A 26727-nucleotide genomic window follows, 5' to 3' on the forward strand; every position below is an offset into this window, starting at 1 on the left:
CGAGCGGGACGAGGCGGACCTGCACGATCGTTCAGCACCCCGGCGTCCGCACGGTGACGCGACGGTGAACGACCGGTGTCGTCGCCTCCGCCACCCGCGCCGACGACGGTGCCGATCCCGGCGCCGCTGCAGCCCGCGCCGGGTCAGTGCCGGATGAGCAGCGCGCTCGCCCGCGGTGACAGCGCGGCGTCGAGCACGAGACACGCGGCACCGACCGCGGCCACGTCCGTCCCGCGGTCGCTCGCCACCACCGTGACGGGGTGCTTCGGCACGAGCAGCGGCGAGCCCGTGATCGCCGCACGGGCCGCCGGCAGCGCGGCGTCCGAGATCCGCGACCAGAACGGGCCGCCGAAGACGACCCGGTCGATGTCGAGCAGGTTCACGATGAGCACGACGGCCCGCCCCATCACCGTGCCGGCGTCCGCGGCGAGCTCGAGCGCCGTCGGGTCCCCGGTCGCGATGGCCTCGGCGAGCGCGTCCCACGCCCGGTCGACGTCCTCCGCGCCCACGTCCGCCGCTGCGCCGAGGTCGAGTCCCCGTTCGGCGGCGACCCGCACGAGTCGCGCCGGGGAGACGGCGGCTCCGACCTCGCCCCGGTCCCCGCTGCCGTCCCGGGTGCCGGCGAGCGCCCCCTGGTCGACCATGAGGTGTCCCGCGTCGCCCGCGTTCGCACCGGTCCCGCGCACGGGCTCGTGGTCGAGCACGAGCCCGACGCCGAACCCGGTGCCGAAGTACACGAACGCGAAGTTCCGCGTCGACGCCTCACCGGCCAGGAACATCTCACCGACCGCGGCCGCCGTGACGTCCTTCTCCAGGAGCACCGGGTGCCCGGTCGCCGCACCGAGCGCGTCGCGGAGGGGCACGTCCCGCCACCGCGGCAGGAACGGCGGGTCGACGACGATGCCGGCGTCGATGTCGATCGGGCCGGGGCTGGCGATCCCGAGGCCGAGCACCGCGTCCCGGTCGACCTCCGCGTCGACGACGAGACGGTCGACCGCCGATGCCATCGTCCGCACCACCTGCTCCGGGTCGTCGGCGGTCGGGGTCGACGTGGTGGTCGAGGCGACGACCGTGCCCGCGAGGTCGAGCAGCACGTAGGTGACGACGGCGGGGTCGACGTGCACGCCCACGGCGAACCGGCTGCCCGGTTCGAGCCGCAGGATCGTCCGGGGCTTCCCACGCCCGGACACGACCGTGCCGGACTCGACGATCATGCCCGCGTCGATGAGGAACCGCGTGACGTTCGACACCGTCTGTGCGCTGAGTCCGGTCCGTCCGGCGAGCTCCACCCGGCTCAACCCCTCGGGGGAACGACGGATGGCGTCGAGCACGACCGTGCGGTTGAACCCGCCGATCGACGGCAGGTTCGCGCCGCGCCGGTGATCCGCCATGTCTGGACCATACCGCTCCCGGCCGCGCCCGATGCCCGCGCGGGTCCCGCGCTCCCCGGCGCCCCGCGCACTGGCCCCCGCACGGGTACCACCGTTAGCCTGACCGCATGACGGACCTCCGCCTCGAAGAACTCTCCGCGTCGACCGCCGCCGCGGCCAACTCCCTGACGCTCAAGCCGGGTCAGGAGCAGTTCGTGCAGCCCACGACCTACGGCGTCGCCGAGTCCGACGTCAAGCCGAGTGCGGCGTGGCCGAGGGTCGTCCTCGACGGGGACGAGGTGGTCGGGCTCATCATCGGCAGCTTCGACGCCGAGAACCCGGAGGAAGAGCTGCAGGCCTGCATCTGGCGCGTCAACGTCGCCGCCACGGCGCAGGGTCGCGGGGTCGGCCGGTTCGCCGTGCACGGGCTCGCGGACGAGGCGCGGAGCCGCGGCTTCGAACGCCTCACCGTCGTGTACGAGCCGGGTGAGGGCAGCCCGGAGGCGTTCTTCCGCGCCGTCGGCTTCGACGTCGTGCGCGAGACCCGGTACGGCGACCACTTCGCGGTGCTGACCCTGTAGTGTCGGACCCCGCGGACTTCGGCGCCGCCGTCGCGGAGGTCGTCCGGTCGATCCCGCCGGGACGCGCGATGACGTACGGCGACGTCGCCGCCGTGCTCGGCTCCCGCGCGTCGCGTGCGGTCGGCAAGGTCATGGCCCACGAGGGTGCCGACCTGCCGTGGTGGCGTGTGGTCCGGTCCGGTGGGCTGCCGCCGCTCGGCCACGAGGAGCGTGCACTGGCGCAGTACCGCGCCGAGGGCACGCCCCTGACGTGGGGCCGGACGGCCTGGAGGCTCGACATGCGTCGGGCGCGCTGGTCGCCGGAGACGGACGACCCGCTGGACTAGCCGTCGAAGCGCGCGCCCTTCGGGTTCGCCGACAGCAGGAACATCACGAAGAGCACGAGCGACCCGATGCCGGGGATCACGTGCAGGAACTGCCAGAAGCCGGACAGGTTCGCGTCGTGCAGCCGTCGGGCGCCGAGCGCGAGGGAACCGACGAGCGTGGCGACGACCCAGAGCACGAAGAGGTACGAGCCGACCGGGTTCTCGAGCATCGGGGTGTCCGGCGTGAAGACCTGCGGCACGAGCTGCAGCACGAGCCCGATCGCGAACGAGGTGATCCACCACCACCAGAACTCGGAGCGGGACGCCCGCCCGGTGAACCTGGTGTACTTCCGCCAGAACCGGCGGACGGCCTCGGTGAACGGTGCGCCGTAGAAGGGGTCGCCGAGGGCCACACCGCCGGGCTGCGGACTGTCGTTGGTCATCCGCCCAGCCAACCACGCGCGCCCTGCCGATCACGGCCGGACACGGGACACGCGCCCGGAGACGGACATCGCGCCCCGTCGGGACGGGGCGCGATGTCCGTCGCCGGGGTGCGATGCCGGTGGGGGCGCTAGACGAGCGAGTCGCGCCAGGCCGCGTGCAGCTGGGCGAACCGCCCGGTGCCGGCGATGAGGTCGTCCGGCGTGCCGTCCTCGACGATCCGGCCGTACTCCATGACGAGCACCCGGTGGGCGATCGCCACGGTGGAGAGCCGGTGCGCGATGATCACGGCCGTGCGGTCGGCGAGCAGGGTCTCGAGGCCCTCCTGCACGAGCCGCTCGGACGGGATGTCGAGCGACGCCGTCGCCTCGTCGAGGATGAGCACCTTCGGGTCCGCGATGAACGCCCGCGCGAACGAGAGCAGCTGTCGCTGCCCCGCCGACACGCGGCCACCGCGCTTGTTCACGTCGGTGTCGTACCCGTCGGGCAGCGCCATGATGAACTCGTGCGCGCCGACGGCCTTCGCCGCCGCCTCGATCTCGTGACGCTCCGCCCCGGGCTTGCCGAGGGCGATGTTGTCCGCGACCGTGCCGGAGAACAGGTACGCCTCCTGCGTGACCATGACGATCGCACGGCGCATGTCCCGCGGGTCGAGGTCACGGAGGTCCACGCCGTCGAGCCGCACGGAACCCCGCGTGGGGTCGTAGAAGCGCGCCATGAGCTTGGCGAGCGTCGACTTCCCCGCACCGGTGGACCCGACGAGGGCGATCGTCTGTCCGGCCGGGATGTGCAGGTCGAACTCGGGCAGGACGACCTTGCCCTTGTTGTAGGCGAACTCGACGCCGTCGAAGTCCATCTTCCCGTGGGCGTCCGCGAGTCGGGTGGGCTTCGCCGGCTCCGGCACGCTCGGCCGTTCCTCGAGGACGCCGGAGATCTTCTCCATCGCCGCCGACGCCGACTGGTACCCGTTGTAGAACATCGCGAGTTCCTGCGCCGGGTCGAAGAACCGCTTGGCGTACAGCGCGACCGCGAGCAGCGCGCCGACCTCGAGCGTCCCCCCGACGACCCGGAACCCACCGACGATGACCACGGCGGCGAGCGTCGCGTTGCCGATCAGCACGAGCACCGGGTCGAACGTCCCGAACAGGTTGAACACCTTCGTGTTCGCCACGCGGTAGTCCTCGACGTACCCGCCGTACTCGTCCCGGTTGCGGGACTCCTTGCGGAAGGCCTGCACGGCCCTGATGCCCGTCATCGTCTCGACGAAGTGCACGATCACCCGGGCCGAGGTGACACGGGTGGAGCGGAACAGGGTCTGCGAGTTCGTCTGGAACCAGCGGATCAGGAACCACAGCGGCACGAGCGACACCGCGAGCACGAGCCCGGAGGTCGGGTCGAGCGACACGAGCGCGATCGCCGTGAACGCCATGTACAGCACGCCCTGGATGAGCTGGTTCAGCCCGGAGTCGAGCAGCTCACGGATCGAGTCGAGGTCACTCGTCTGGCGGGAGATGATCCGGCCGGACGTGTACGTCTCGTGGAACTCGAGCGAGAGCCGCTGCGTGTGCAGGAACACGCGCTTGCGGAGGTCGAACAGGATCGCCTGGCTGATCCGAGCCGCCAGCACCGTGTACCAGGCGGTGAGGACCGCGCCCGCGATCGCCACGACGACGTACGTCGCGACGACGGCGAACGCCGGCATCCAGTCGTTCCGGTCGAGGACGTCGGGCAGGGCGTTGTCGATGCCCCACGCGATGAGCGCCGGACCTGCGACCTGTCCGCCGGTCGAGACCACCACGACGAACCCGAGCAGCACGAGGCGCAGCTTCAGCGGCGCCGCGAGCGACCCGAGGAGGGCGAGGGACCGGCGCCGCAGGCGCTTGCTCTCGGCCTTGGTGAAGTCCTCGCGCTCCTCGCCGCGCACGCCGAGGGTGGTGATCGACGCGGTGACGGGTGCGGCAGCCTGCGCAGCCGCGGGGTCCTGCATCTCGGGATCCGGGCCTCCAGGCCGGTCCGTCGTCTCGACCAGGCGGTCGGTCTCTCCCTGCTGGCTCATGCCATCGCCTCCTCTCGGGCGGTGACGTCGTCGTCGTCGAGCGACGAGATGACGTAGCGGTAGTGCTCGTTGGTGGCCATCAGCTCCGAGTGGGTGCCGACGGCGGTGATGACGCCGTTCTCCATGAGCGCGACCCGGTCGGCCAGCGTGACGGTGGACGGACGGTGCGCGACGATGAGCGACGTGGTGTCGGCGAGGACCCGGCGGAGGCCGGCCTCGACCCGCGCCTCGGTGTCGACGTCGAGCGCGGACAGCGGGTCGTCGAGCACGAGGACCGACGGCCGCGCCGCGATCGCGCGGGCGAGTGCGAGGCGCTGCCGCTGTCCACCGGACAGCGAGAGTCCCTCTTCGCCGACGCGGGTCTCCACGCCGTCGGGCAGGTCGTCCACGAACGAGGCCTGGGCGATGTCGAGGGCCTCGCGCATGAGGGCGTCGGCCTCCGCTCCGGTGACGTCCGGACGTCCGAGCAGGACGTTCTCGCGCACGGTCGTCGAGAACAGGGTGGCGTCCTCGAAGGCGACACCGACGTGGCGGCGGAGCTCCTCGCGGGTGAGGTCGCGGATGTCGACGCCGTCGATCGTCACCGACCCGCCGGTCACGTCGTACAGGCGCGGCACGAGCGAGAGCAGCGTCGTCTTGCCGGACCCGGTCAGCCCGACCAGTGCCATCGTCTCGCCCGGCTGCAGCTGGAGCTCCACCCCGTTCACGAGGTCCGGGTACTGCGGCGGCGAGTCCTGGTAGCGGAAGTGCACCGCGTTGAACGACAGCGCACCGTGCGGCTCGGCGATCGTCTTCGGGTGCTCCGGGTCCGTGATGGTGTTCTCGGAGTCCATCACCTCGAAGAACCGGTCGACCGCCGTGCGGGTGTCGAACGTCATCGACAGGAAGAACCCGATCGACTCGATCGGGAAGCGCAGCACCGTCGCCGTCGCGAAGAACGCGAAGAGCTGCCCGACGCTCAGCTGCCCCTGGCTGGCGAGCCAGATGCCGGCGAGCAGACAGAGCGCGAAGGCGACGTCCGGCATGAGCAGCAGCCACAGCCAGATGCTCGCGATGGCCTTGGCCTTCTGGATCTCGGTGCCGCGGAGCGCCTCGGCCTGCTCGCTGAACTCCGCGAGCTTGTGGCCGCCGCGACCGAAGGCCTTGAGCACGCGGATGCCGTGCACCGACTGCTCGACGCTCGTCGCGAGGTCGCCCACCTGGTCCTGGCTGCGACGAGCGACGACGGAGTACTTCCGCTCGAACAGCAGGCCGTTGATCCAGAGCGGGATCGACGCGACGAGGAAGATCAGGCCGAGCAGCCACCCGAAGGTGAACAGCACGACGAAGCCGACGATGATCGTGACGATGTTCACCACGAGCAGCACGACGCCGAACGCCAGCCAGCGGCGGATCAGCGACAGGTCGGACACCGAGCGGGACAGCAGCTGCCCGGACTCCCAGCGGTCGTGGAAGGCGACGGGCAGGTCCTGCAGCTTGGCGTACAGCGCGTTGCGCATGCTCGTCTCGATGCGGGTCGACGGGCGCATCACCATGCGGCGGCGCGAGGCGATGAAGAACGCCTCGAGCACGCCGAGGGCGAGCACGCCGAGGCCGGCCGGCCAGATCTGGGCGTCGTCCTTCGAGGACAGCGGGCCGTCGACGAGCCACTGCAGGACGTACGGGATGGCGAGCGCGACCAGGGAGGCACCCATCGCCGCGGCCATGCCGGCGATGAGGCGGCCCTGGTAGGGCTTCACGTAGGGGTAGATCCGCGCGATCGCGCGGAAGGTGGACGGGCGCGCCGTGGTGGGCGACTTGGACATGCGTTGCGTCCTCATGCGTCTGCCGAGACCGGCAGGTCGGTCCGTGGTGTGCTCGGACCGGGCCTGGAGGCTCGGTGCTGCGTTGCGTGGTCGTCGTCGGCCGGGCGCGTGGTCGCGCGCCACCGCCGTCACGCGTGTGACGTCGGTCGGGCCGGAGGGCACCGAGGGACACTCGTCCCCCGGGTTCTCAGCGGGTGGTTCGCGGGCGCCGGACTTGCTCGGCGCCGCGGGGCCGTGGGAGCGGCCTGGCTAGGCGGCGGCCGCGGCCCGGTCGGATCGTGCTCGAACGGATCGAGCTCGGCCGGTTCGCGGTGCGGGAGTGGTCCCCACGATCCACACGCGACCTGCCCGGGCAGCCGTCGCCACTGTTCCGGTCGTCGTGTCCATCGTCACTCCAGTCGTCGTCGTCGTCACCGTTGTGTCCGCGGTGCCGCCGACTCCTGGGAGCCGTCGGCGTGCCTGCCGCGGAGCCTTACAGACTATTCGCAGCAACTCACAGCGCGCAATGGGGTTCGCGAGATTTCTTCCGTTCGTTGGACGAAGTGCCCGCCCGCGAGGCCGCACCGCGAGGTTCCGCAGGGTGCCACCCCGAGGTTCCGCAAGGCCCCACCCCGAGGTACCGCGGGCTGCCACCCCGAGGTTCCGTAATTGCGGCATCTCGGGGCTCGCAACCGGGCATTCGTGGAACCTCGGCGGACATGAGCGGCGAGTTGTGGAACCTCGGAGAGACCCCCGCCCCGTCCCCACGCGGCCCAGGCCCCGGCCCAGGCCCCGGCTCAGGCTCAGGCCCAGGCCCCGGCTCAGGCTCAGCCTCAGTGGAAGAAGTGCCGCTCGCCGGTGAAGTACATCGTCACGCCGGCGGCCGTCGCGGCGGCGATCACCTCGTCGTCCCGGACGCTGCCCCCCGGCTGCGCCACCGCACGGACCCCGGCGTCGAGGAGCACCTGCAGCCCGTCGGCGAAGGGGAAGAACGCGTCGGACGCCGCGACCGAACCGGCAGCGCGGTCCCCGGCGCGATTCACGGCGAGGTGGCACGAGTCGACGCGGTTGACCTGCCCCATCCCGACACCCACCGAGGCGCCGGCGTTCGCGAGCAGGATCCCGTTCGACTTGACCGCACGCGACGCCTTCCACGCGAACGCCAGGTCCGCCAGGGTCTGGTCGTCGGCGGGCTCGCCGGACACCAGGTCCCAGGTGGACTGGTCGAAGGCCGTGAAGCGGTCGGCGTCCTGCACGAGGAACCCACCGGAGATCTGCTTCACCTCGCGCGCGGCGAGTGCGAAGTCTGCGGGGAGCGTGAGCAGGCGGATGTTCTTCTTGCGGGCGAGGAGCTCGAGCGCCTCGGGCTCGAAGCCGGGGGCGACGACCACCTCGGTGAAGATGTCCGCCACCGTCTCGGCCATCGCCAGCGTGACCGGACGGTTCGCGGCGATGACCCCACCGAACGCCGACAGCGGGTCGCAGGCGTGCGCGGCCGCGTGGGCGGACGCGATCGGGTCCGCGGCGTCGGGCGCGCCCACGGCGATGCCGCACGGGTTCGCGTGCTTGATGATCGCCACGGCCGGCTCGTCGAAGTCGAACGCGGCGCGCACGGCGGCGTCCGCGTCGACGTAGTTGTTGTACGACATCTCCTTGCCGTGCAGCTGCGTCGCCTGCGCGATGCCCGTGCCGTCGTCGGCGGTGTACAGCGCCGCCGCCTGGTGCGCGTTCTCGCCGTAGCGGAGCGTCGCCGCGAGGTCCGCGCTGAGCGCGAGGGAGGGTTCGAACGACCCCGGCGTCTCGATGTCCCGGTGGGTGTCCGCGGCGACGACGTCCGACGCGAAGTACGCGGCCACGGCGCCGTCGTACGCGGCGGTGTGCGCGAAGGCCTGGGCGGCGAGGCGCTTCCGGAGCTCGAGCGACGTCCCGCCCGCACGGACGGCCTCGACCACCTCGGCGTAGGACGCCGGCGACACGACGATGGCGACGTTCGGGTGGTTCTTCGCCGAGGCTCGGACCATCGCCGGGCCACCGATGTCGACGTTCTCGACCACGGTGGCGGTGTCGGCGCCGGACGCCACCGTCTCGACGAACGGGTACAGGTTGACGACGACGAGCTGGAAGGGCTCGATGCCGAGGTCGGCGAGCTGCTGCTCGTGCGACTCCAGCCGCAGGTCGGCGAGGAGTCCCGCGTGCACCGACGGGTGCAGGGTCTTCACGCGGCCGTCGAGCGACTCGGGGAAGCCCGTGACGCTGGCGACGTCGGTCACGGCGTACCCGGCATCGCGGATCGCCTGCGCGGTGGAGCCGGTCGAGACGATCTCGACCCCGGCGTCGGCGAGGGCCCCGGCGAGCTCGAGCAGGCCGGACTTGTCGCTCACCGAGATGAGTGCTCGGCGCACGGGCACGACGTCCCGGTCGCGGTACAGGCTGGGGTCGGCTGCGTGCACGCTCATGCGCTCGTGGTGCCCTTCAGGTCGGTGGTGCCGTTGGCGATGTCGAGGACGGTCTGGATGAGGAGGCGGCGTTCGACCGGCTTGATGCGGTCGTGCAGTGTCGACTCGGAGTCCCCCGGCAGCACGGGGACCCGCTCCTGCGCGAGGATCGGCCCGCTGTCGACCCCGTCGTCGACCTGGATCACGCTGGCACCGGTCTGTTCGACGCCGGCAGCGAGGGCGTCCCGGACACCGTGCGCCCCGGGGAACTCGGGCAGGTAGGCGGGGTGCGTGTTGATGATCGCCGGCCCGAACTCGGACACCACGGCCGGCGGCAGCAGCCGCATCAAGCCGGACAGCACGAGCAGGTCGGGCGACCACGGGCGGATCTGCTCGGCGAGCGCCTGCCCCCACTCGGCACGGGACGCGTAGCGCGAGAACGGGACCGTGAAGGTCGGGATCGCGTACTCCTCGCCGAGTCCGAGCCCGTCGGCGTCGCGATCGGCCCCGATGGCGACGACGCGGGCCGGGTACTCGGCGTCCCGGGTCGCTTCGAGCAGGGCCCGGAGATTCGATCCGGTACCGGAGATCAGGACCACCAGTTCGAGCACGCGACAAGCCTACCGGCGGCGGTGCGTCGCTACGTTCGGTCGTCCTCGGACCGGCGCCACCAGGGCAGGTCCTCGTCGGCGACCTGGTCGGTGGCGTCCCAGCGTGGGCGGGTCGGCGGCGTGGCGGGTGCCGGGTCGGCCGGCTCGTCGTCGCGTCCGGCGACGAACTCCTCGGTGCTCCAGGGGAACGCCGGCTGTTCGTCCCCGAGGCCGGCGGCGGCCGCTTCACGGGGCCGCTCATCGCGCACGGTGCCCGGCTGGGCCGACCGTGCCGCATCCGACCGCGCTGCGTCCGACCGCACCGCGTCCGGCCGTGCAGCGTCCGGCCGCTCGGCGTCCGCACCGGTCACCCGGTCGCGCAGGTCCCCGGCACGGTCGCGGAGGCCGCCGGCGCGCGCACGGAGTCCGTCGGTCCGGTCGCGCACCCCGTCCGCCGCGTCCCGGAGGCGGTCGCGGATGCTCCCGCCGCGTCGTCCGGTCGTCGACGGCGACGCGGGCTCGGTCATCGGAGCCCCGACCGCTCCGGTGCGCGCCCACTCGGGCAGTTCGACGTCCGCATCGGCGTCGCGTTCCGGTCCGGTCGGCGCGGACGGCGCCGGACGGGAGGCTCGTGCCGCGTCCGTCACGACGCGCACGTCGTCCGCGATCGGCTCGGTCACGTCGTCCGACGGAGTCGGGGCAGCCGTCGCTCCGGCGCGGGCAGGGGCGTCGTGCGCCTCGGTCACCACGAAGCGGTGCACGTCCGTCGTCCGACCGGCACCGGCGCGGTCGAGCGCGTCGAGCAGCGAACCCGCCTGCTCGACGGACTCGGCGGTGTCGTCCTCGGTCTCGTGCCAGCGCTCCCGCTGCCAGGTGCGCTCGGGCATCCGGACGAGGTCCTGTCCGACCGCGAGCGCGACGATCGCCGGGACACCCACCTCGAGTGCGGCGAGGGCACCGACGGCGAGCGCGTCCGGCCCGACGTCCGCGAGCCGCCCCGGTCCGAACGACCCGGAGGACAGCCAGGCGACGAGCCCGGTCGCGATGCCGGCGACGATGCCGGTCGCGAGCCCGCCGGCGGCGCGGAACAGCGCGCTGTCGGCGGTCCCGAGCGCACGGACGAGCCGAGGCCGGAGCAGGCCGCCGGCGGCGAACCCGGCGAGGACCGGCACGAGCACCCAGAGCAGTCCGAAGGTGTGGCCGGCCGCGGGCAGCGCGCCGAACACGGGGAGGGCGGGGATGGGGCCGAGGGTCGTGCCGATCGGGGACACACTCGAACCGGTGCCGATCGAGAACCCGGGTCCGACGAGCCACGCGGTCGCCCAGCCGATGAAGTCGGGGAGGAACGCGAGCTGCCCGATCGTCAGCGAGATACCGCCGACGACTCCGGCGTGCGAGCGTTCGTAGAGCGTGATGACCTCGGCGAAGGACCCGAGGAGGACGAAGCCGACGACGACGGCGGCCACCGCGACGACCATCGCCGACGCGGCCGTGCCCGCGCGGAACCCGAAGCCGATCACGGCGCGCCAGACGGCGGGCACCCGGTCGGCCAGGGCCACGACCCGCGCGGTGACCCGGTCCGCCGCGAGCGACCGGCGTCGACGGGTGACCTCGGCGGCGACGAGCGCCGGGATCCCGAACCACAGCGCCGGGAAGACCACGGCCTGCCAGACGGTGGGGTGCGAGGCGGCGGAGGTCGAGGACAGCGCGAGTCCGAGCCCGAGGACGGCGACCACCCCGGTGCCGACGAGCACTCCCGTGACGCGGTGGTCGGTCTCGGCGAAGCGCCGTCCCGCGCGGCCGCCGAGCCAGGCCGTGACGACCGCGAACCCGAGCGCCGCGAGCGTCACCGCGATCGGGGCGCCGGCGCCGCTGACACCGGAGGCCTTCGCGGCGGCGGAGCCGAGGACGAAGGTCACGTCGACGCCGTGCCCGACGAGCCAGACGCTGCCCGCGGCCTTCCAGAAGACGTCCCAGTCGACCTGCAGGCCGTACTCGAACCCCCACAGCAGCGTCAGCGGCACGAGCGCGATCCCCACGCCCACGCCGACCGTCACGATCGCCTCGACGGCGGCGAGCAGAGCGGTTCCCAGGCGGTTCATCGCAGCGAGGATACGTGCCGAGCCACGGGAACAACGGGAGGCTCGGCGCGGAACCCGCGCCGAGCCTCCTGGCAGTCCGGTCAGCCGTGTGCCGCTCAGCGAGCGGCGACCACCTCGCGCAGCAGCGCGGCCGTCTCGGACGGCGTCTTGCCGACCTTGACGCCGGCGGCCTCGAGCGCCTGCTTCTTGGCCTCGGCCGTGCCCGCCGAACCGGACACGATCGCGCCGGCGTGGCCCATCGTCTTGCCCTCCGGCGCGGTGAAGCCGGCGACGTACCCGACGACCGGCTTCGTGACGTGCGCCTTGATGTAGTCGGCCGCACGCTCCTCGGCGTCACCGCCGATCTCGCCGATCATGACGATGGCCTCGGTCTCGGGGTCGGCCTCGAACGCGGCGAGCGCGTCGATGTGCGTCGTGCCGATGACCGGGTCGCCGCCGATGCCGATGGCGGTCGAGAAGCCGAGGTCCCGCAGCTCGTACATCATCTGGTAGGTCAGGGTGCCCGACTTCGACACGAGGCCGATCGGCCCCTTGCCGGTGATCGTCGCGGGGGTGATGCCGACGAGCGACTCCCCCGGGGTGATGATGCCGGGGCAGTTCGGCCCGATGATCCGGGTCTTCCCGCCGAGCGCCTTGGCGTGTGCCCAGAACGCGGCGGAGTCCTGCACCGGGATGCCCTCGGTGATGACGACGACGAGCGGGATCTCGGCGTCGATGGCCTCCATCACGGCGTCCTTCGCGAACGCCGGCGGCACGAAGACGATCGAGACGTCGGCACCGGTGGTGTCGATGGCCTCGCGGACCGAGCCGAAGACGGGGAGCTCGACGTCGCCGTGGGTGACGGTCGTGCCGGCCTTGCGGGCGTTCACGCCGCCGACGACCTGGGTGCCGGCCTTGAGCATGAGCGCGGTGTGCTTGGTGCCCTCGCCGCCGGTGATGCCCTGGACGATGACCTTGGAGTCCTTGGTGAGGAAGATCGACATGGTCAGTCCCTTCAGGCCGCTGCAGCGGCGAGTTCGGCGGCCTTCTCGGCCGCGTCGTCCATGGTCGCGGCGACGGTGACCAGCGGGTGCGCTGCCTCCGCCAGGATCCGACGACCCTCGTCCACGTTGTTGCCGTCCAGGCGCACGACGAGCGGCTTGGTGGCCGCGTCGCCGAGGATGCCGAGGGCGGCGACGATGCCGTTCGCGACGGCGTCACAGGCGGTGATCCCGCCGAAGACGTTCACGAACACGCTCTTGACCTGCGGGTCGCCGAGGATGACGTCGAGGCCGTTGGCCATGACCTCGGCCGAGGCGCCACCGCCGATGTCGAGGAAGTTCGCGGGCTTCACGCCGCCGTGACGCTCACCGGCGTACGCGACGACGTCGAGCGTCGACATGACGAGCCCGGCGCCGTTGCCGATCACGCCGACCTCGCCGTCGAGCTTGACGTAGTTGAGGCCGTGGGCCTTCGCCTTCGCCTCGAGCGGGTCCTCGCTGGCGGTGTCCTCGAGCTGCTTGTGCGCGTCGTGGCGGAAGTCGGCGTTCTCGTCGAGCGAGACCTTGCCGTCGAGCGCCAGGATCTGCCCGTCGCCGGTGCGGACGAGCGGGTTCACCTCGACCAGGGTGGCGTCCTCGCCGGCGAAGACGTCGTAGAGCTTCACGAACACGCCCGCGACCTGCTCGACGAGCTCGTCCGGGAACCCGGCCTGCCGTGCGATCGCCTCGCCGGCCTCCTGGTTGATCCCGGTCAGGGGGTTCACCTCGACGCGGGCGAGCGCCTCGGGCTTCTCGACCGCGAGCTGCTCGATCTCCATGCCGCCCTCGACGCTGACGAGCGAGAGGTACGAGCGGTTGGCGCGGTCGAGCAGCACGGAGAAGTAGAACTCCTCGGCGATGTCGGCTCCCTGCGCGACCATGACGCGCTGGACCGTGTGGCCCTTGATGTCGAGGCCGAGGATCGCCTGCGCGTGCTCGAACGCCTCGTCGGGGGTCTTCGCGACCTTGACGCCGCCGGCCTTGCCGCGGCCACCGACCTTCACCTGGGCCTTGACGACGACCACGCCGCCGATCTGCTCGGCCGCTGCCTTCGCCTGCTCTGGGGTGTCGGCGATGATGCCCTGCAGCACAGGGACGCCGTAGGACTCGAAGAGGTCCCTGGCCTGGTACTCGAAAAGATCCACGCTGTTCTTCTTCCCGCACGGTTCGTGCGATCGGCATCGGTTCCACGCGGTCGCAGCACTCTCCATCGAGGGTCGCTCGATGTCGAGACAACGGCCGACACCGAGCCTAGCGCCGCGAAGTCCGGGGGACGCACTCTCCGTGCACCTCACCAGGGAGCGCCCGGCACGGTGGTCCGGTGCACCAGGAACTCCTCACCCGCGCCGCCGACGTGTTCGGCTGGCAGCTCCACGCCGACCAGCAGACCGTGATCGACGCCGTCCTCGACGGCCGCGACGCCGTCGCCGTCATGCCGACCGGCTCGGGCAAGTCTGCGATCTACCAGGTCGCCGGGTTGGCGCTCGACGCCGTCGTCCTCGTCGTCTCCCCGCTCGTCGCGCTGCAGGAGGACCAGGTCGTCGGGCTCGCCGAGCACCCCGACGCCCCGCGCGCCGTCACCGTGAACGCCACCAAGCGTGCTCGCGACCTCACCGAGGCGTGGGACGCGATCGACGCCGGCGAGGTGCGGTACGTCTTCCTCGCCCCGGAGCAGCTCGCCAAGCCGGACGTGCTCGAGCGTCTGCAGCAGGTCGGTGTCGGACTCGTCACCGTCGACGAGGCCCACTGCGTCTCCTCGTGGGGCCACGACTTCCGGCCCGACTACCTGGCACTCGGCGAGGCCATCGAGCGCCTCGGACACCCGCCGGTGCTGGCGCTCACCGCGACGGGTCCCGGACCCGTGCGGGACGACATCGTGGAACGCCTCGCCATGCGGGACCCCTTCGTGCTGGCGACCGGGTTCGACCGGCCGGAGCTCCGCCTCGAGGTGCGCCGCCACGAGGACGCCGAGGCGAAGCGGGAGGCCGTCGTCGCCCAGGTCGCCGGGCTCGAGGGGACCGGCATCGTCTACGTCGCGACCCGCGCCGAGACGCTCGTCTACGCCGACGAGCTCGTCGAGAACGGACGCGTCGCGCGGCCGTACCACGCGGGTCTCCGGGTCGTCGACCGCGAGGAGGTCCTCACCGGCTTCCACGACGGCTCGATCGAGGTGGTCGTCGCCACGAGCGCGTTCGGCATGGGGATCGACAAGGCCGACGTCCGTTTCGTCGTGCACGCAGACGTCCCGGAGTCGGTCGACGCCTACTACCAGGAGGTCGGTCGCGCCGGCCGTGACGGCGACGCCGCGCTCGCGACGCTGCACTACCGGGCGGAGGACCTCGGCCTCCGCCGGTTCTTCGCCTCCGGGTCCCCGCGCCCGGCATCGCTGCGTGCCGTCTTCGGGGCCGTCCCCGCGACGGGCAGCATCGACCGCGCCGAACTCGCGTCGGCATCGCAACTGGCCGGTCGGACCGCCGGACGCGCCACGAACGCGCTCATCGAGGCCGGCGTCCTGGTGGACGGGCGGGACGGCGTGGCCCGCGCGCCCGGGGTCCCCGACGACGCCGCGGCAGCGGTGGACCGTGCGAAGGAGCGAGCGCACGAGCGTGAGCGGGTCGAGGAGTCCCGGATCGCGATGATGCGACAGCTCGCCGAGACCGGTGGGTGCCGTCGGCAGTTCCTGCTCGGGTACTTCGGCGACGAGATGCCGGAGCCGTGCGGCAACTGCGACACGTGCACCGCGGGCACCGCGGAGCAGACGCACACCGTCGACGGCGCTCGCGACGAGGAGTGGCCGCCGAACGCCGACGTCGAGCACGCCGAGTGGGGCCGCGGCACGGTGATGAGCACCGAGGACGACCGGATGACCGTGTTCTTCGAGTCCGCCGGCTACCGCACGCTCGCGATCGCCGACGTCGAGCAGCGACACCTCCTCGAGCGCGTCTGACAGCACGCCCGACAGCGCGTATGAGAGCACGATCGGCAGCACGTCCGAAGTGCGCGTCCGACGACCGGGCTCACCACGAGACTGCGGACGAGCTGGGCTGCTCCCGAGCCCGACGGCGTACACATGGACCCCCACGGAAGGAGCGCGGATGAGCGCGGAACAGAACCAGCAGGCACAGGAACGACTCGGCGAGATCCTGGAGGCGCGGGCCTTCGACCGCTTCTCCGAGGTCTGGGCAGAGGACGTCGTCGACCACGACCCGGCGCCCGACCAGGGACCTGGTCTCGCGGGCATCGTCGACTTCTGGACGCAGTTCACGACGGCGTTCCCCGACCTGTCCCTCACGCCGGACCCGCTCGTCGTGACGGACGACTTCATCACGGCGGTCTTCACCATCCGCGGGACGCACACCGGCCCGTTCCAGGGGCACGAGCCGACCGGTCGGTCGTTCGAGGTGCGCGGCATCCAGGTGTCGAAGTTCCGCGACGGCAAGATCGCCGAGCGCTGGGGCGCCACCGACGAGCAGGGCATCGCCGAACAGCTGCACCTCGGCGAGCCCGACACGAAGTTCGTCAGCGCCTGACGTCGAAAGCCTGACGTCGAGCGCCTGACGTCGAGCACCTGACCACGACCCCCACCACACAAAGGAGCACCACCATGAGCGATCCCGGCATCAGCCCCGTCGACGACTTCGACTCGCAGCAGCGCCGCGACGACGACGTCGACCGCGAGCACGTCGGCCCGTACGAGGTCGACGAGGACGACGCGGCGCAGGAGACCGTCACGAACGACGCCGTGGCCGGCGAGACCGTCGAGCCCCAGCCGGGCGACGGCACCGACGACGGCCCCACCGGCGGCGCGCCTCGCGAGGGCTCCCCCGACCTGTGGGAGCACGACGACGACACCGAGCGTCCCGACCTCGGGAACGACCTCGGGACGAAGCCGCTCTGATCCGCTCGCAGCGCGGCCGCCCGGGTCGCGGGACGACGGTGGGCCCACGGACGGGAGGCTCGGTGCCGGACGCGCACCGGGCCTCCCGTCCGTCCGCTGGTCGCGCCCACGACCTGGACCGGTTCCTCCGCGACGCGACGCCGGTCCTGGCCGGCGGTCGCGCGATCCTGCTGCAGATCGCCGACCCGGTGGTCGCCGCCGGCGTGCGCCGGCACTCCGACTTCGCCCGCCGCCCGCAACAGCGGCTCGTGCACACGCTCATGTACGTCTACGCGGTCGTCATCGGCACGCCCTCGGACGCGTCCACGGCCACGTCGTTCGTGAACCGTGCGCACACCCCCGTCGCGGGTGCGGACGACGTCGACCGCCAGCTCTGGGTCGCCGCCACGCTGTACGACTCCGCGCTCCGGGCCCACGAGGCGTTCGGCGACCCGGTGCCGCCGGAGTTTGCTCGTCGCGTGCTCGACGCCTACGCACCGCTCGGGGTCGCGCTCCGGGTACCAGCCGAACGCTGGCCGTCCACCGTCGCCGCCTTCGAGGAGTACTGGGCGAGCACCCTCGCCGCGGTGCGCGTCACCGACGACGCCAGGAGCGTCGCGCGGGACCTGCTGCACCCGCGTCTCGCGCCGGCATGGGTCCGGGCCGCGATGCCGCTCGTGCGCGTCGTCACCGTCGGGATGCTCCCCGATGCCGTGCGCGCGCAGTACGGCTTCGCGTGGGGCCCCCGCGAGCGACGTCGCTACGAACGTGTCACGACCGGGCTACGCTGGTTCCGCGCCGTCGTGCCCGGCCCGCTCCTCCGCCTGCCGGGGCCGCTGCTGCTCCGGCGGATGCGGACCATGGGGACCCGACACTAGTTATTGTCAGACTGACAAGTACCGTGCTACGCTCGGGCCATGGCAGTCGAACTCAGCACCCGGGACGCATCCGGGACCATGGCGACCCCGACGTTCTCCACCATGCGGTTCCCCGCTGGTGAAGCGCACGTCAAGGTCGCGAACGACGACGCCGACGCGGGGGGCCTCACCGAGATCGCGACCCTGCGCGGCGCGAGCGGCGACGACCTCCTCATGCTCGGCATGTGGGCGGACGCCGTCCGGCAGCGCGGCTCGAGGTCCGTCGCGCTCGTCCCCTACCTCCCCGGCGCGCGGCAGGACCGCGGCCTCCCGTTCGGCGCGCGGGTGTACGCCGACGTCCTCAACGGCTTCGGCATCGGCCAGGTCATCGCGTTCGACCCGCACTCGCCGGTCATCGTCGAGCTCGTCGAGCGCCTGACCGTCGTCACGAGCGAACAGGTCGTCCGCGACGCCGTCGTCGCCGGGTCCGACTACGTCGGCGTCATCGCCCCCGACAAGGGCGCGGTCGCCAGGGCCACCGCGGTCGCCGACGCGTCCGACCTGCCGGTGTTCCGCGCGGAGAAGCACCGCAACCCCGACACCGGCAAACTCGACGGCTTCACGTGCGAACCACTCCCCGACGCCGGTCGACTGCTCGTCGTCGACGACATCTGCGACGGCGGCGGGACCTTCATGGGCCTCGCGAGCGCGACGGGGCTGCCGAGGGAACGACTCGGCCTCTGGGTCTCGCACGGGGTCTTCTCCGGCCGCGCACCGGCGCTCGCCGACCACTTCGGCGAGATCGTCACCACCGACTCGTACCCCGCGCAGAACCCCCCGACGGGCCTGCGCACGATCGAACTCGCACCGTCCCTGCTCAAGGAGATCCGATGACCACCACGACCACCGCCGGCATCGAGCCCCGCCACACCGCGCCGAGCCCGATCGCACCGCTCCTCGCCGTCGACGGCTACAAGCACTCGCACCGGCAGGTGTACCCGGCCGGGACCACCCGGATCCTCATCAACTGGACGAACCGGTCGAACGCGCACATGCCCGAGTCGACGCACGCCGTCGTCTTCGGCCTGCAGGCGTTCATCCAGCGCTCGCTGGTCGAGGCGTGGGAGCCGTTCTTCGCGGCATCGGAGGACGAGGTCGCCGACCGCTTCGAGCAGGCGCTCGAGGGCTACTTCGGGCCGAACCACATCGGCGTCGACCACGTCCGCGCGCTGCACCGGCTCGGGTACCTCCCGCTCACCATCAGGGCCCTGCCCGAGGGGACGCTCGCGCCGATCGGCGTCGCGACCCTGACCGTCGAGAACACCGTCGACGAGTTCTTCTGGCTGCCGAACTACATCGAGACCGCGCTGTCGGCGTCGATCTGGCACCCGTCCACCGTCGCCACGAAGGCCCTGGAGTACCGGGACCTGATGGAGGACTGGGCAGCGCGCACGGGCGCCGTCCCCGAGGGCATCGACTACGCCGCCCACGACTTCTCGTTCCGCGGCCAGTCGAGCATCGAGTCCGCAGCGGCCGGCGGCGCGGGACACCTGCTGTCGTTCCTCGGCACCGACTCGATGCCGTCGCTCGACTTCATCGACCGCTACTACCCCGGTGACAACGGCACGGTCGCGGCGAGCGTCCCGGCGACCGAGCACAGCGTGATGTGCGTCCGCGGTGCCGACGGGGAGCTCAAGACCTTCGAGCAGATCCTCGACGTCTACCCGACCGGGATCGTGTCCGCGGTCAGCGACGGCTTCGACCTGTTCAAGGTGATCACCGAGACGCTCCCGGCACTCAAGGACCGGATCACCGCCCGCGACGGCAAGCTCGTCATCCGCCCGGACTCCGGCGACCCGGTCGACATCGTCACGGGGACCGTCCACGACGTCCCCGAGGCCGAGCTCACCGATCCCGCGCGCAGCCACGAGGAGAAGGGCGTCGTCGAGCTCCTGGACGAGGTGTTCGGCCACACGGTCAACGCGGCCGGGTACAAGGTCCTCGACCAGCACATCGGCGTCATCTACGGCGACAGCATCACCCTCGACCGTGCGCGTCGGATCTACGAGCGACTCGCGGCCAAGGGCTGGTCGAGCGACAACATCGTGCTCGGCATCGGGTCGTACACGTACCAGTACATGACCCGCGACAACCTCGGGAGCGCGGTCAAGGCGACGTGGGCGCTCGTGGACGGCGAACCCGTGGACATCCAGAAGGACCCGAAGACGGGCAGCGGCAAGAAGAGCGCGAAGGGTCGCATCGCCCTGCACCGGGACGCGACCGGTGAGATCCGGCAGACCGACCAGGCGAGCGCGGAGGACGAGGCGACGAGCCTCCTCCAGCCGGTCTGGACGGACGGCCGCTTCCTGGTGCACCAGTCCTTCGCCGACGTCCGGGCCACGCTCCGTCGCGAGCGCGCCGACCGCGCGGCCCGCCGGGCGGCATCGGCGTGACCACCGGCGCCGTGGCGACCCGCGACCAGCCGCTCATCGCGATCGACGTCGTGCCGATGTCCTTCACGACGAGCGAGGGGCTGCGGGTCGCCACCGCGCGTCGGGCGTACGACCCGTACGCCGGACAGGAGGCCCTCCCCGGCGTGCTCCTGGACGCTGCGGAACTCCTCGCGGACGGGGCGCGGCGCGCGCTCCGCACCAAGGCCGGGATCGACGACGAGTCGGTCCGGCACCTCGCGCAGGTCGGCGCGTTCGACGGGCCCGAGCGGGACCCGCGGTCGGCGGCGATCAGCATCGCGTTCGTCGCGGTGGTGACGGGTCCCGATCCCGACGCCGACGCCGAGCTCGCGGCAGAGGGCTCCGGTGCGGGCGGACACCAGGGGGTCGGTGCACGCACCGGGGCCGCCCCCGCGGCGGTGTGGCGCGACCCCGCCCAGGCCGACCAGGGCCTCCCGTTCGACCACGACCGGATCATCCAGGCAGCACTCGACCACGTGCGCACACGGTTGTGGCGGGACCTGCCGCTCACCCGCGCGCTCCTCGGGACGTCGTTCACGACGGCGGACGCGAGCCGGCTGCAGACCGCGGTGACCGGCGTCACCCCCGACCCCGGCAACCTGAACCGGGCCCTGCGCACCAACCCGTCGCTCGTGCGGTCGGCAGCAGCCACGTCCTCGGGTCAGCGCGGCGGACGTCCCCCGGTCTCCTGGACGTGGGTGGACTGACCGGGGTTGGCTGAGGGCATGCCAACAGCACCCCTCTCCGGTGACCCGTCGTTCGCGTTCCCCGAGTTCACCGACCCGCCCGCCACACCGATGGCCGCCGCACGGGCGTGGCTCGCGGGCGCCGATGACGTGTCCGAGCCGCTGTCCATGACCCTCGCGACAGCGGCGGACGGGGTGGTCAGCGCACGGACCGTCGACGTCAAGCGGCTCGACGACGACGGGCTCGTGTTCGGGTCGTCGACCGAGAGCCCGAAGGGACGCCAACTCGCGGCGAACCCGGCTGCAGCACTGCAGGTGTACTGGCGCGAGACGATGCAGCAGATGCGCTTCGAGGGGGTCGTCACGGTGCTCTCCGACGACGAGTCCGACGGGCTGTTCGCGGACCGGTCGCCGAAGTCCCGCGCCGCGACGGCCGCCGCACGCCAGTCCGAGCCGCTCGACGGCACGTTCGACGACCTGCTCTCCGCCGCCGGGGCCCTCGGCGACGACGTCCCCCGTCCGGCGTCGTGGGTCGCCTACCGACTCGAACCCGTCACGGTCGAGTTCTGGCACGGCAGTCGCGACCGGATGCACCGACGCCTGCAGTACCGCCGGACGGACGACGGGTGGGCGACGCGCGTGCTGCAGCCGTGAGCTGAGCACGCGCGCCGGCGACTCATGTGCGCGCGATCGGGTTCGGCATCGCCCCCGCTCGGATGAGCGACGACGACTGGTCCGCCAGGTCGACCATCGCCAGGGTGTTCCGCAGCTGCAGCCGGTTCAGGCAGGAGTGCTCGAACACCGACGCACGCAGGTCGAGCGGGCGGCGTCGGTCCGGGTGGGCCTCCGCGTGCCGGTCGACGCACGCGCCGACGAGCTCCCAGAACCGGGACTCCGGCAGGACCCCGTCGTCGTCGAGGATCGCCGCGACGAACCGCAGCACCCCGTCGAACACGTCGGTGAACACGGCGAGCGCCGCCTCGTCGTCGCCGACCGGATGCACGATCCGCTCGATCCCGGCCGGGACGGCGACCGGAGCGAGCACCACGACCTCCTCCCCGATGTCCTTCATCACCGCCCGGGTCACGACGCCGTCGCGGAGCACCAGCACGACGTTCTCCCCGTGCGGCATGAAGGCGAGGTCGTGCATGGTCAGGCAGTGCACCACGGGGAGCAGGTACGCGTCGAGGTAGCGCCGCACCCACTCGTCCGCCGGCAGTCCCGACCGGTCGATCAGCGCGGCCACGACCGAGGCCCCGGCACCGTCGCGGTGCAGGAGCGCCGCCATCGTCATGAGCTGCTCGCCGTCCGCCAGCCGCGACACGGGGCTCTCCCGCCAGAGCGCCGCGAGCATCTTCCGCTGCGGTGTGGGCACGTCGACGCGGTGGTACGCGTCACCCGTGTAGCCGACCGCCGCGTGCTCGCGCAGCACCGTGAAGCCAGCGGACCGCAGTGTCGGATCGGCGGCGACGATCCCGGCGACCCAGTCGTTGACCGCCGGGGTGGTCCGCATGTACGCGGGCGACATCCCGCGGAGGAACCCCATGTTCTGCACCGCCAACGCCGTCTTGACGTACGACCGGGTCGGGTCCGTCCGGTCGAAGGCCGTCCGGATCGACTGCTGCGGCTGGAACGCATCCGGCCCCTCGCCGAGGTCGACGAGGTCCTGCCGCCCGAGGTCCGGTGCGAACGTCACGGCGATCCGGTGCTGCCACTGCCAGGGGTGCACGGGCAGCCACACGTGGTCGTCCGGGTCGAGCCCGCGCCGCTCCAGCGTCCGCCGGAAGCCCGCGACCGTCGCGGCGGGCAGTTCTGCCGCCCAGTGCGCTTCCTCGGTCCGGTCGGCGGCGAGTGCCAGGTGCGTGTGTTCCCGGCGGGCCGCGAGCCAGCGGTACCGGAACGTGCGTCCCGACTCGGGCGCGTAGGACCGGTACTCGTCGAGTCCGAACCCGATCCGGCCGTTCGAGGCCACGAACGCCGGGTGCCCCTCGGTCATCGCCGCCTCGGTCGCCTGGAACGCCGCGACCACGTCCGCCCGTCCCCGCGCGAGCTGCGCTGCGGACGGGCCGCCGCGCCGGTGCTTCGCCGCGGCGCTGGCGAGGGTCGAGGCGATCTCCTCGAGGTAGGTGCCGAGCAGGTCGTCGGGGATCCCGAGGACGTCCCGGAGCTCGAGGACGAGGTCCTGCGCGCTGAGCGGCGCGGGTACACCGTCGCGGGTCCGGGTGAGCGAGTGCTCCTCGATCGACCAGTGCTCGAGCGCGTGCAACCGTGCGGCGAACCGGTACGTGGACCGCCCCGCGGGGACGCACCACCCGTCACCGTCGGTCTCCGGGGTGATCAACCGCTCGTGCGTGAACTCGGCGAGCGCCTTCGCCACGAGGTGCCGCTCCGCGACGTCGAGGTGCTCCGGCCGCAGGTGGGCCGCAGGGCCGTCGTCGTCCGGCACGCCGATCCGGTCGGTGTCGAGCACCGACAGCAGTGCGCGCTTGCCGTCGACGTCGACCTCGCGGAGCACCCGGAAGCCGACCTCGGCGTTCTTGACGTGCACCGCGGTGTTCCGGACGTCGGGTTCGACGACGACGCGGCGCGCACCGAGGGCGTCCCGGCAGTGCTCCACCACGGCGCGCATCACGGCGCTGGTGAGCCCGTGCACGCGACCCTCGGCCGGTGGCGGCGCGACGAGCAGGTGCATGCCGACGTCCCCCGGGACGGCGGGCCAGACGTCGGTCAGCAGCACGGTGGCCGGGTCGTACGTCTCGGCGAGGAAGCAGGCTTCGCCGTCACGGCGCCCCAGCCACGCCGCCTGCGCCGGGTCCGCCTGCACGCCGGCCAGGTAGGCGCGTACGGCGTCGACGTCGAGGTGGCCCATCTCCCACCACGAGGACGCCGGGTGGGCGAGCCACGCCTGCACGACGGCGGCGTCGCGATCGGGGTCCACGGGTTCGATGGACACCACGCCCGGGGTGACGCCCGCCGCGCCGGGCTCGCCGAGCCGGGTGGTGCCGTCCCCGGTCATGCGCGCACCGCCCCTCGCTCGGTGCCGCGCCGGTCCGGGGCGGCACCGGGCGCTCCGGACCGTCGTGTGGCGGGCAGGCCGAACTCCTGGAAGGCGATCCGGTCCTCCAGTCCGTGGACGGGGCGACCCGTGACGGACCGGATGATCGATGCGTTCCGCCAGGCACCCATGCCGAGGTCCGGGGCGGTCACCCCGTGCGTGTGCTCCTCGGCGTTCTGCACCCAGATCCGGCCGCCGATGGTGTCCACGTGGTGGTCGCGAGCGACGGCGAACCGCCCACGGGAGTCGCGCGCGACCAGGTGCTCGACCGGATCGAGGAACCGCGTCGAGCGCGGTGCGTAGCCGGTCGCGAGGACCAGCCGCTCCACCTCGTGCTCGTACGTCTCGCCGAGCTGTTCGTGTCGGAGCGTCAGTCGGTACGTGCCGCGGTCGGCGAGCCAGGTCGCGTCCACGACGCTCGTCTCGGTCCGGAGCGACGTCGGCACCGGGCCCGCGGCGCTGATCCGGTACAGCGCGTCGTAGAGGTCGTCGACCAGGTCGGCACTGATGCCCTTGTACAGTCCCCGCTGTTCGCGACCCAGGCGGTCGCGGAGGTCCTCGGGCAACCCGTGGAAGTGGTCCGTGTACTCGGGGCTCGTCATCTCGAGCGTGAGCTTGGTGTCCTCCATCGGGAAGAACCGTGGCGACCGGGTGATCCAGTCGAGCTCGTAGCCGTGCGCCCGGACGTCCTCGAGCAGGTCGCGGTAGACCTCGGCGGCGGACTGCCCGCTGCCGATCACCGCGATGCTGCCGGCGCTCCGGAGGGCATCCCGGTTCGGCACGTACTCGGCGGAGTGGATCACCGGGCCGGGGAGGTCGCGGAGCGCCGCCGGGACGGACGGCTCGGTGCCGACGCCGATGACGACGTGGCGCGCGCGGTACGTCTCCGGGCCGTGGTCGGTGTCGGCGTGCACGGTGAACAGGTCCGTCGCCTCGTCGTGTTCGACCGCCGTGACCGTGCGGCCCCACCGGAGGGTGTCGAGGCGCTCGGCGGCCCAGCGGCAGTACGCGTCGTACTCGCTGCGGAGGGGGTGGAAGTCCTCGCGGATGTAGAACGGGTAGAGCCGGTTCGTCTCCTTGAGCCACGCCAGGAACGAGAACGGGGACGTCGGGTCGGCCATCGTCACGAGGTCGGCCATGAACGGCACCTGGATCGTGGCGTCGTCGAGCATCATGCCGTGGTGCCAGGCGAAGCCGTCGGCGGCGTCGAGGAACACCGCATCGAGGTCCTCCAGCGGATCGGTCAGGCAGGCGAGGCCGAGGTTGAAGGGGCCGATGCCGACGGCGACGAGGTCGTGGGGCGCTCGGGGTCCGCGTGGTGCGGCGGACGTTGGTGCGGATGCGGGGGCGGGTGCGGATGCGGGTGTGTGGGGTGCGTGCGTTGGTGTGCTCATCGTGACGCTCCGGCGGCTGCTCTGGGGGTGGCGCTGGGGGTACCGCTGGGGGTACCGCTGGGGGCGCCGGTGTCGCTGGGGGCGCCGGGGGCGCCGGGCGTCGCTCTCGCGGCCGCCGTTGCTGCCGCCGTCCGCGCCACGTGGTCGAGGGACGCGCGCATCTGGTCCGGCGTCGTCTCCGGGTTGAGCAGCGTGAGCTTGTTGCACGGCCGCCCGTCGATCACGGTCTTGGCGACGAGGACCCGCCCCTCAGCGAGGAGCGCGGCGCGGATCGGTGCGACCAGGGCATCGGCCTCGTCGTCGGCCATCCCCGCCGGCTGCCAGCGGAACAGCACCGTGCTGAGCTCCGTCGGTGCCACGAGCTGGAGGTCGTCGTGCTCGGCGACGATGGTGTGTGTCGCCGCCGCGAGGTCGATCACCGCGTCGAACGCCGCGCCGATCGCGTCCGCACCGGTGGCTCGGAGCGTCGCCCACAGCTTCAGGGCGTCGAAGCGCCTCGTCGTCTGCAGGGACTTGTCGACCTGGTTCGGTTCCGCCGCGTCCTCGGGGTTCAGGTAGTCGGCGTGCCAGGCGATCCTGCGGAGGTCGTCGGGGTCGCGGACCAGCAGGGCGCTCGAGGAGACCGGTTGGAAGAACGACTTGTGGAGGTCCGTGGTCACGCTCCGCGCACGGTGGATGCCGTCCAGCAGGTGCCTGCGGGTCGGCGACACGAGCAGGCCGCACCCGTACGCGGCGTCGACGTGGAGCCAGACGTCCTCGAGGTCGCAGACGTCGGCGATGGGTTCGAGCGGGTCGATGACGCCGCGGTCGGTCGTGCCGGCCGTCGCGACGACGGCCAGCGGGACGCGGCCGGCGGCGCGGCTCTCGGCGACGGCTTCGGCCAGGGCTGCGGGGACCATGCGGCCGATGGCGTCGGTGGGGACGATGCGCACCTCGCCGATCCCCAGCAGGCGTGCGGACTTCGCGACGCTGAAGTGCGTCTCGGCGGTGGTGAAGACCGTGGTCGGCGCTCGCCGTTCGCGCTGGTCGGAGCGGTCTCGCTGGTCGGAGCGGTCTCGCTGTCCAGGGCGGTCTCGATGCTCGGGGTGGGCTCGCTGCCCGGGGTGCTCCTGCTGTCCGGGTCGCTCGAGTCGCTCCCGCGCGATGAGGAGCGCCTGCAGGTTCGACTGCGAGCCCCCCGACGTGAAGATGCCGTCCCCCGCCGCGAAGCCGATCCGGCCCGCGAGCCAGTCGACGACGTGTCGTTCGATCTCGGTGCCGATCCGGGACTGATCCCACGTGTCGACGGACGGGTTCACCGCCGCGAGGACGGCCTCCGCGGCCACGGCGGGCAGCGCCACCGGACAGTTCAGATGTGCGAGCGAGCCCGGATGGTGGAACCACACCGCCTCCCGGACGAACAACTCGTCGAGTTCGGCGAGGGCCTGTTCCGTCCCGAGCGGCGCCCCGTCGAGGTCGATCCCGGTGACACGGTCGTGGAGGTCGGCGGCCGGCGTGCTCGTCGTCGGTGCCGTCACTCCGGCGACGCGCTCGGCGAGCCGGTCCACGGTCGATCCCACGAGGTCGCGGTACCGGGCAGCGGTGGTGTTGGTCAGCGTTTCGATCAGTGGTGTCACGTTAGGTAAGGCTAACCTCACTCGTCTGCCGTGTCACCCGAAAAGGGGGCCGGGCGTGGCGCACAGCGTCCGCGACGGCGCAGGACGG

At 72.3% G+C, this 26727-nt stretch carries 22 protein-coding genes; 10 read left to right on the forward strand and 12 right to left on the reverse strand.

The window, feature by feature from the left end:
- Nucleotides 1-143 precede the first annotated feature (143 nt).
- On the reverse strand, nucleotides 144-1391 hold the full coding sequence (locus tag FS641_RS04125; RefSeq protein WP_144760370.1) for an ROK family transcriptional regulator: 1248 nt from the start codon (nucleotides 1389-1391) through the stop codon (nucleotides 144-146).
- A gap of 107 nt (nucleotides 1392-1498) precedes the next feature.
- Between FS641_RS04125 and FS641_RS04130 the strand changes: the two genes are divergently transcribed.
- The gene (locus tag FS641_RS04130; RefSeq protein WP_144760373.1) at nucleotides 1499-1951 is read left to right on the forward strand and encodes a GNAT family N-acetyltransferase; all 453 of its coding nucleotides are present in this window, start codon (nucleotides 1499-1501) and stop codon (nucleotides 1949-1951) included.
- The gene (locus FS641_RS04135) at nucleotides 1951-2277 is read left to right on the forward strand and encodes an MGMT family protein (protein ID WP_144760376.1); all 327 of its coding nucleotides are present in this window, start codon (nucleotides 1951-1953) and stop codon (nucleotides 2275-2277) included. The genes FS641_RS04130 and FS641_RS04135 overlap by 1 nt, the downstream gene beginning before the upstream one ends.
- On the opposite strand, the gene FS641_RS04140 is transcribed toward FS641_RS04135, so the two are convergent.
- The 8 genes from FS641_RS04140 to sucC form a co-directional block, all read right to left on the reverse strand.
- A complete protein-coding gene (locus FS641_RS04140) occupies nucleotides 2274-2699 on the reverse strand; it encodes a DUF805 domain-containing protein (protein ID WP_144760379.1) in 426 nt (141 codons plus the stop codon). The genes FS641_RS04135 and FS641_RS04140 overlap by 4 nt on opposite strands.
- A gap of 128 nt (nucleotides 2700-2827) precedes the next feature.
- Nucleotides 2828-4684: an ABC transporter ATP-binding protein gene (locus FS641_RS04145; RefSeq protein ID WP_260855704.1), complete on the reverse strand. Its 1857-nt coding sequence runs from the start codon at nucleotides 4682-4684 to the stop codon at nucleotides 2828-2830.
- A gap of 65 nt (nucleotides 4685-4749) precedes the next feature.
- A complete protein-coding gene (locus tag FS641_RS04150) occupies nucleotides 4750-6558 on the reverse strand; it encodes an ABC transporter ATP-binding protein (RefSeq protein ID WP_144760382.1) in 1809 nt (602 codons plus the stop codon).
- Between the two features lie 812 nt (nucleotides 6559-7370).
- Complete coding sequence (gene purH / locus FS641_RS04160; RefSeq protein WP_144760387.1) at nucleotides 7371-8993, reverse strand: bifunctional phosphoribosylaminoimidazolecarboxamide formyltransferase/IMP cyclohydrolase; 1623 nt, start codon at nucleotides 8991-8993, stop codon at nucleotides 7371-7373.
- Complete coding sequence (gene purN / locus FS641_RS04165; protein WP_144760390.1) at nucleotides 8990-9583, reverse strand: phosphoribosylglycinamide formyltransferase; 594 nt, start codon at nucleotides 9581-9583, stop codon at nucleotides 8990-8992. The genes purH and purN overlap by 4 nt, the downstream gene beginning before the upstream one ends.
- 29 nt (nucleotides 9584-9612) lie before the next feature.
- The gene (locus FS641_RS04170) at nucleotides 9613-11664 is read right to left on the reverse strand and encodes a DUF6350 family protein (RefSeq protein ID WP_144760393.1); all 2052 of its coding nucleotides are present in this window, start codon (nucleotides 11662-11664) and stop codon (nucleotides 9613-9615) included.
- Between the two features lie 95 nt (nucleotides 11665-11759).
- Nucleotides 11760-12647 (reverse strand): succinate--CoA ligase subunit alpha, encoded by an 888-nt coding sequence (gene sucD / locus FS641_RS04175; RefSeq protein WP_144760396.1) that lies wholly within the window; start codon nucleotides 12645-12647, stop codon nucleotides 11760-11762.
- 11 nt (nucleotides 12648-12658) lie between these two features.
- Nucleotides 12659-13828, reverse strand: a complete 1170-nt coding sequence (gene sucC / locus FS641_RS04180) for an ADP-forming succinate--CoA ligase subunit beta (protein WP_144760399.1) — start codon at nucleotides 13826-13828, stop codon at nucleotides 12659-12661.
- A gap of 176 nt (nucleotides 13829-14004) precedes the next feature.
- Here sucC and FS641_RS04185 point away from each other — a divergent pair, with 176 nt between their 5' ends.
- The 8 genes from FS641_RS04185 to FS641_RS04220 all read left to right on the forward strand — a co-directional run bounded on the left by FS641_RS04185 (nucleotide 14005) and on the right by FS641_RS04220 (nucleotide 21228).
- Nucleotides 14005-15630, forward strand: a complete 1626-nt coding sequence (locus tag FS641_RS04185; RefSeq protein ID WP_144760402.1) for an ATP-dependent DNA helicase RecQ — start codon at nucleotides 14005-14007, stop codon at nucleotides 15628-15630.
- Nucleotides 15631-15778: 148 nt separating this feature from the next.
- The gene (locus FS641_RS04190; protein WP_144760405.1) at nucleotides 15779-16213 is read left to right on the forward strand and encodes an ester cyclase; all 435 of its coding nucleotides are present in this window, start codon (nucleotides 15779-15781) and stop codon (nucleotides 16211-16213) included.
- A 74-nt stretch (nucleotides 16214-16287) separates the two neighbouring features.
- Complete coding sequence (locus FS641_RS04195) at nucleotides 16288-16581, forward strand: hypothetical protein (RefSeq protein ID WP_144760408.1); 294 nt, start codon at nucleotides 16288-16290, stop codon at nucleotides 16579-16581.
- Nucleotides 16582-16643: 62 nt separating this feature from the next.
- Nucleotides 16644-17438, forward strand: coding sequence for an oxygenase MpaB family protein (locus tag FS641_RS04200; RefSeq protein WP_186317571.1), 795 nt, complete (start codon nucleotides 16644-16646; stop codon nucleotides 17436-17438).
- Between the two features lie 39 nt (nucleotides 17439-17477).
- Nucleotides 17478-18311, forward strand: coding sequence for a phosphoribosyltransferase family protein (locus FS641_RS04205; RefSeq protein ID WP_144760413.1), 834 nt, complete (start codon nucleotides 17478-17480; stop codon nucleotides 18309-18311).
- Nucleotides 18308-19870, forward strand: coding sequence for a nicotinate phosphoribosyltransferase (locus FS641_RS04210; RefSeq protein WP_144760416.1), 1563 nt, complete (start codon nucleotides 18308-18310; stop codon nucleotides 19868-19870). Before FS641_RS04205 ends, FS641_RS04210 begins: the two co-directional genes overlap by 4 nt.
- On the forward strand, nucleotides 19867-20595 hold the full coding sequence (locus tag FS641_RS04215) for an NUDIX domain-containing protein (RefSeq protein WP_144760419.1): 729 nt from the start codon (nucleotides 19867-19869) through the stop codon (nucleotides 20593-20595). The genes FS641_RS04210 and FS641_RS04215 overlap by 4 nt, the downstream gene beginning before the upstream one ends.
- A gap of 18 nt (nucleotides 20596-20613) precedes the next feature.
- Complete coding sequence (locus FS641_RS04220) at nucleotides 20614-21228, forward strand: pyridoxal 5'-phosphate synthase (RefSeq protein WP_144760422.1); 615 nt, start codon at nucleotides 20614-20616, stop codon at nucleotides 21226-21228.
- Between the two features lie 22 nt (nucleotides 21229-21250).
- On the opposite strand, the gene FS641_RS04225 is transcribed toward FS641_RS04220, so the two are convergent.
- The 3 genes from FS641_RS04225 to FS641_RS04235 are packed head-to-tail and all read right to left on the reverse strand — an operon-like array spanning nucleotide 21251 to nucleotide 26639.
- The gene (locus tag FS641_RS04225) at nucleotides 21251-23590 is read right to left on the reverse strand and encodes a GNAT family N-acetyltransferase (RefSeq protein WP_144760425.1); all 2340 of its coding nucleotides are present in this window, start codon (nucleotides 23588-23590) and stop codon (nucleotides 21251-21253) included.
- Nucleotides 23587-25023 (reverse strand): lysine N(6)-hydroxylase/L-ornithine N(5)-oxygenase family protein, encoded by a 1437-nt coding sequence (locus tag FS641_RS04230; RefSeq protein WP_144760428.1) that lies wholly within the window; start codon nucleotides 25021-25023, stop codon nucleotides 23587-23589. Before FS641_RS04230 ends, FS641_RS04225 begins: the two co-directional genes overlap by 4 nt.
- Complete coding sequence (locus FS641_RS04235; RefSeq protein ID WP_144760431.1) at nucleotides 25020-26639, reverse strand: pyridoxal-dependent decarboxylase; 1620 nt, start codon at nucleotides 26637-26639, stop codon at nucleotides 25020-25022. The genes FS641_RS04230 and FS641_RS04235 overlap by 4 nt, the downstream gene beginning before the upstream one ends.
- Between the last annotated feature and the right edge of the window lie 88 nt (nucleotides 26640-26727).

The sequence above is a fragment of the Curtobacterium sp. 9128 genome (genome assembly GCF_007673775.1).
Lineage (GTDB): Bacteria > Actinomycetota > Actinomycetes > Actinomycetales > Microbacteriaceae > Curtobacterium.

Excerpts from the sequence above, each read along its gene's own strand:
- FS641_RS04125 (WP_144760370.1), bottom strand. The coding sequence starts at position 1,391 with ATGGCGGATCACCGGCGCGGCGCGAACCTGCCGTCGATCGGCGGGTTC.
- FS641_RS04130 (WP_144760373.1), top strand. The coding sequence starts at position 1,499 with ATGACGGACCTCCGCCTCGAAGAACTCTCCGCGTCGACCGCCGCCGCG.
- FS641_RS04140 (WP_144760379.1), bottom strand. The coding sequence starts at position 2,699 with ATGACCAACGACAGTCCGCAGCCCGGCGGTGTGGCCCTCGGCGACCCC.
- FS641_RS04145 (WP_260855704.1), bottom strand. The coding sequence starts at position 4,684 with ATGCAGGACCCCGCGGCTGCGCAGGCTGCCGCACCCGTCACCGCGTCG.
- FS641_RS04150 (WP_144760382.1), bottom strand. The coding sequence starts at position 6,558 with ATGTCCAAGTCGCCCACCACGGCGCGCCCGTCCACCTTCCGCGCGATC.
- purH (WP_144760387.1), bottom strand. The coding sequence starts at position 8,993 with ATGAGCGTGCACGCAGCCGACCCCAGCCTGTACCGCGACCGGGACGTC.
- FS641_RS04170 (WP_144760393.1), bottom strand. The coding sequence starts at position 11,664 with ATGAACCGCCTGGGAACCGCTCTGCTCGCCGCCGTCGAGGCGATCGTG.
- sucD (WP_144760396.1), bottom strand. The coding sequence starts at position 12,647 with ATGTCGATCTTCCTCACCAAGGACTCCAAGGTCATCGTCCAGGGCATC.
- FS641_RS04190 (WP_144760405.1), top strand. The coding sequence starts at position 15,779 with ATGAGCGCGGAACAGAACCAGCAGGCACAGGAACGACTCGGCGAGATC.
- FS641_RS04195 (WP_144760408.1), top strand. The coding sequence starts at position 16,288 with ATGAGCGATCCCGGCATCAGCCCCGTCGACGACTTCGACTCGCAGCAG.
- FS641_RS04205 (WP_144760413.1), top strand. The coding sequence starts at position 17,478 with ATGGCAGTCGAACTCAGCACCCGGGACGCATCCGGGACCATGGCGACC.
- FS641_RS04210 (WP_144760416.1), top strand. The coding sequence starts at position 18,308 with ATGACCACCACGACCACCGCCGGCATCGAGCCCCGCCACACCGCGCCG.
- FS641_RS04220 (WP_144760422.1), top strand. The coding sequence starts at position 20,614 with ATGCCAACAGCACCCCTCTCCGGTGACCCGTCGTTCGCGTTCCCCGAG.
- FS641_RS04225 (WP_144760425.1), bottom strand. The coding sequence starts at position 23,590 with ATGACCGGGGACGGCACCACCCGGCTCGGCGAGCCCGGCGCGGCGGGC.
- FS641_RS04230 (WP_144760428.1), bottom strand. The coding sequence starts at position 25,023 with ATGAGCACACCAACGCACGCACCCCACACACCCGCATCCGCACCCGCC.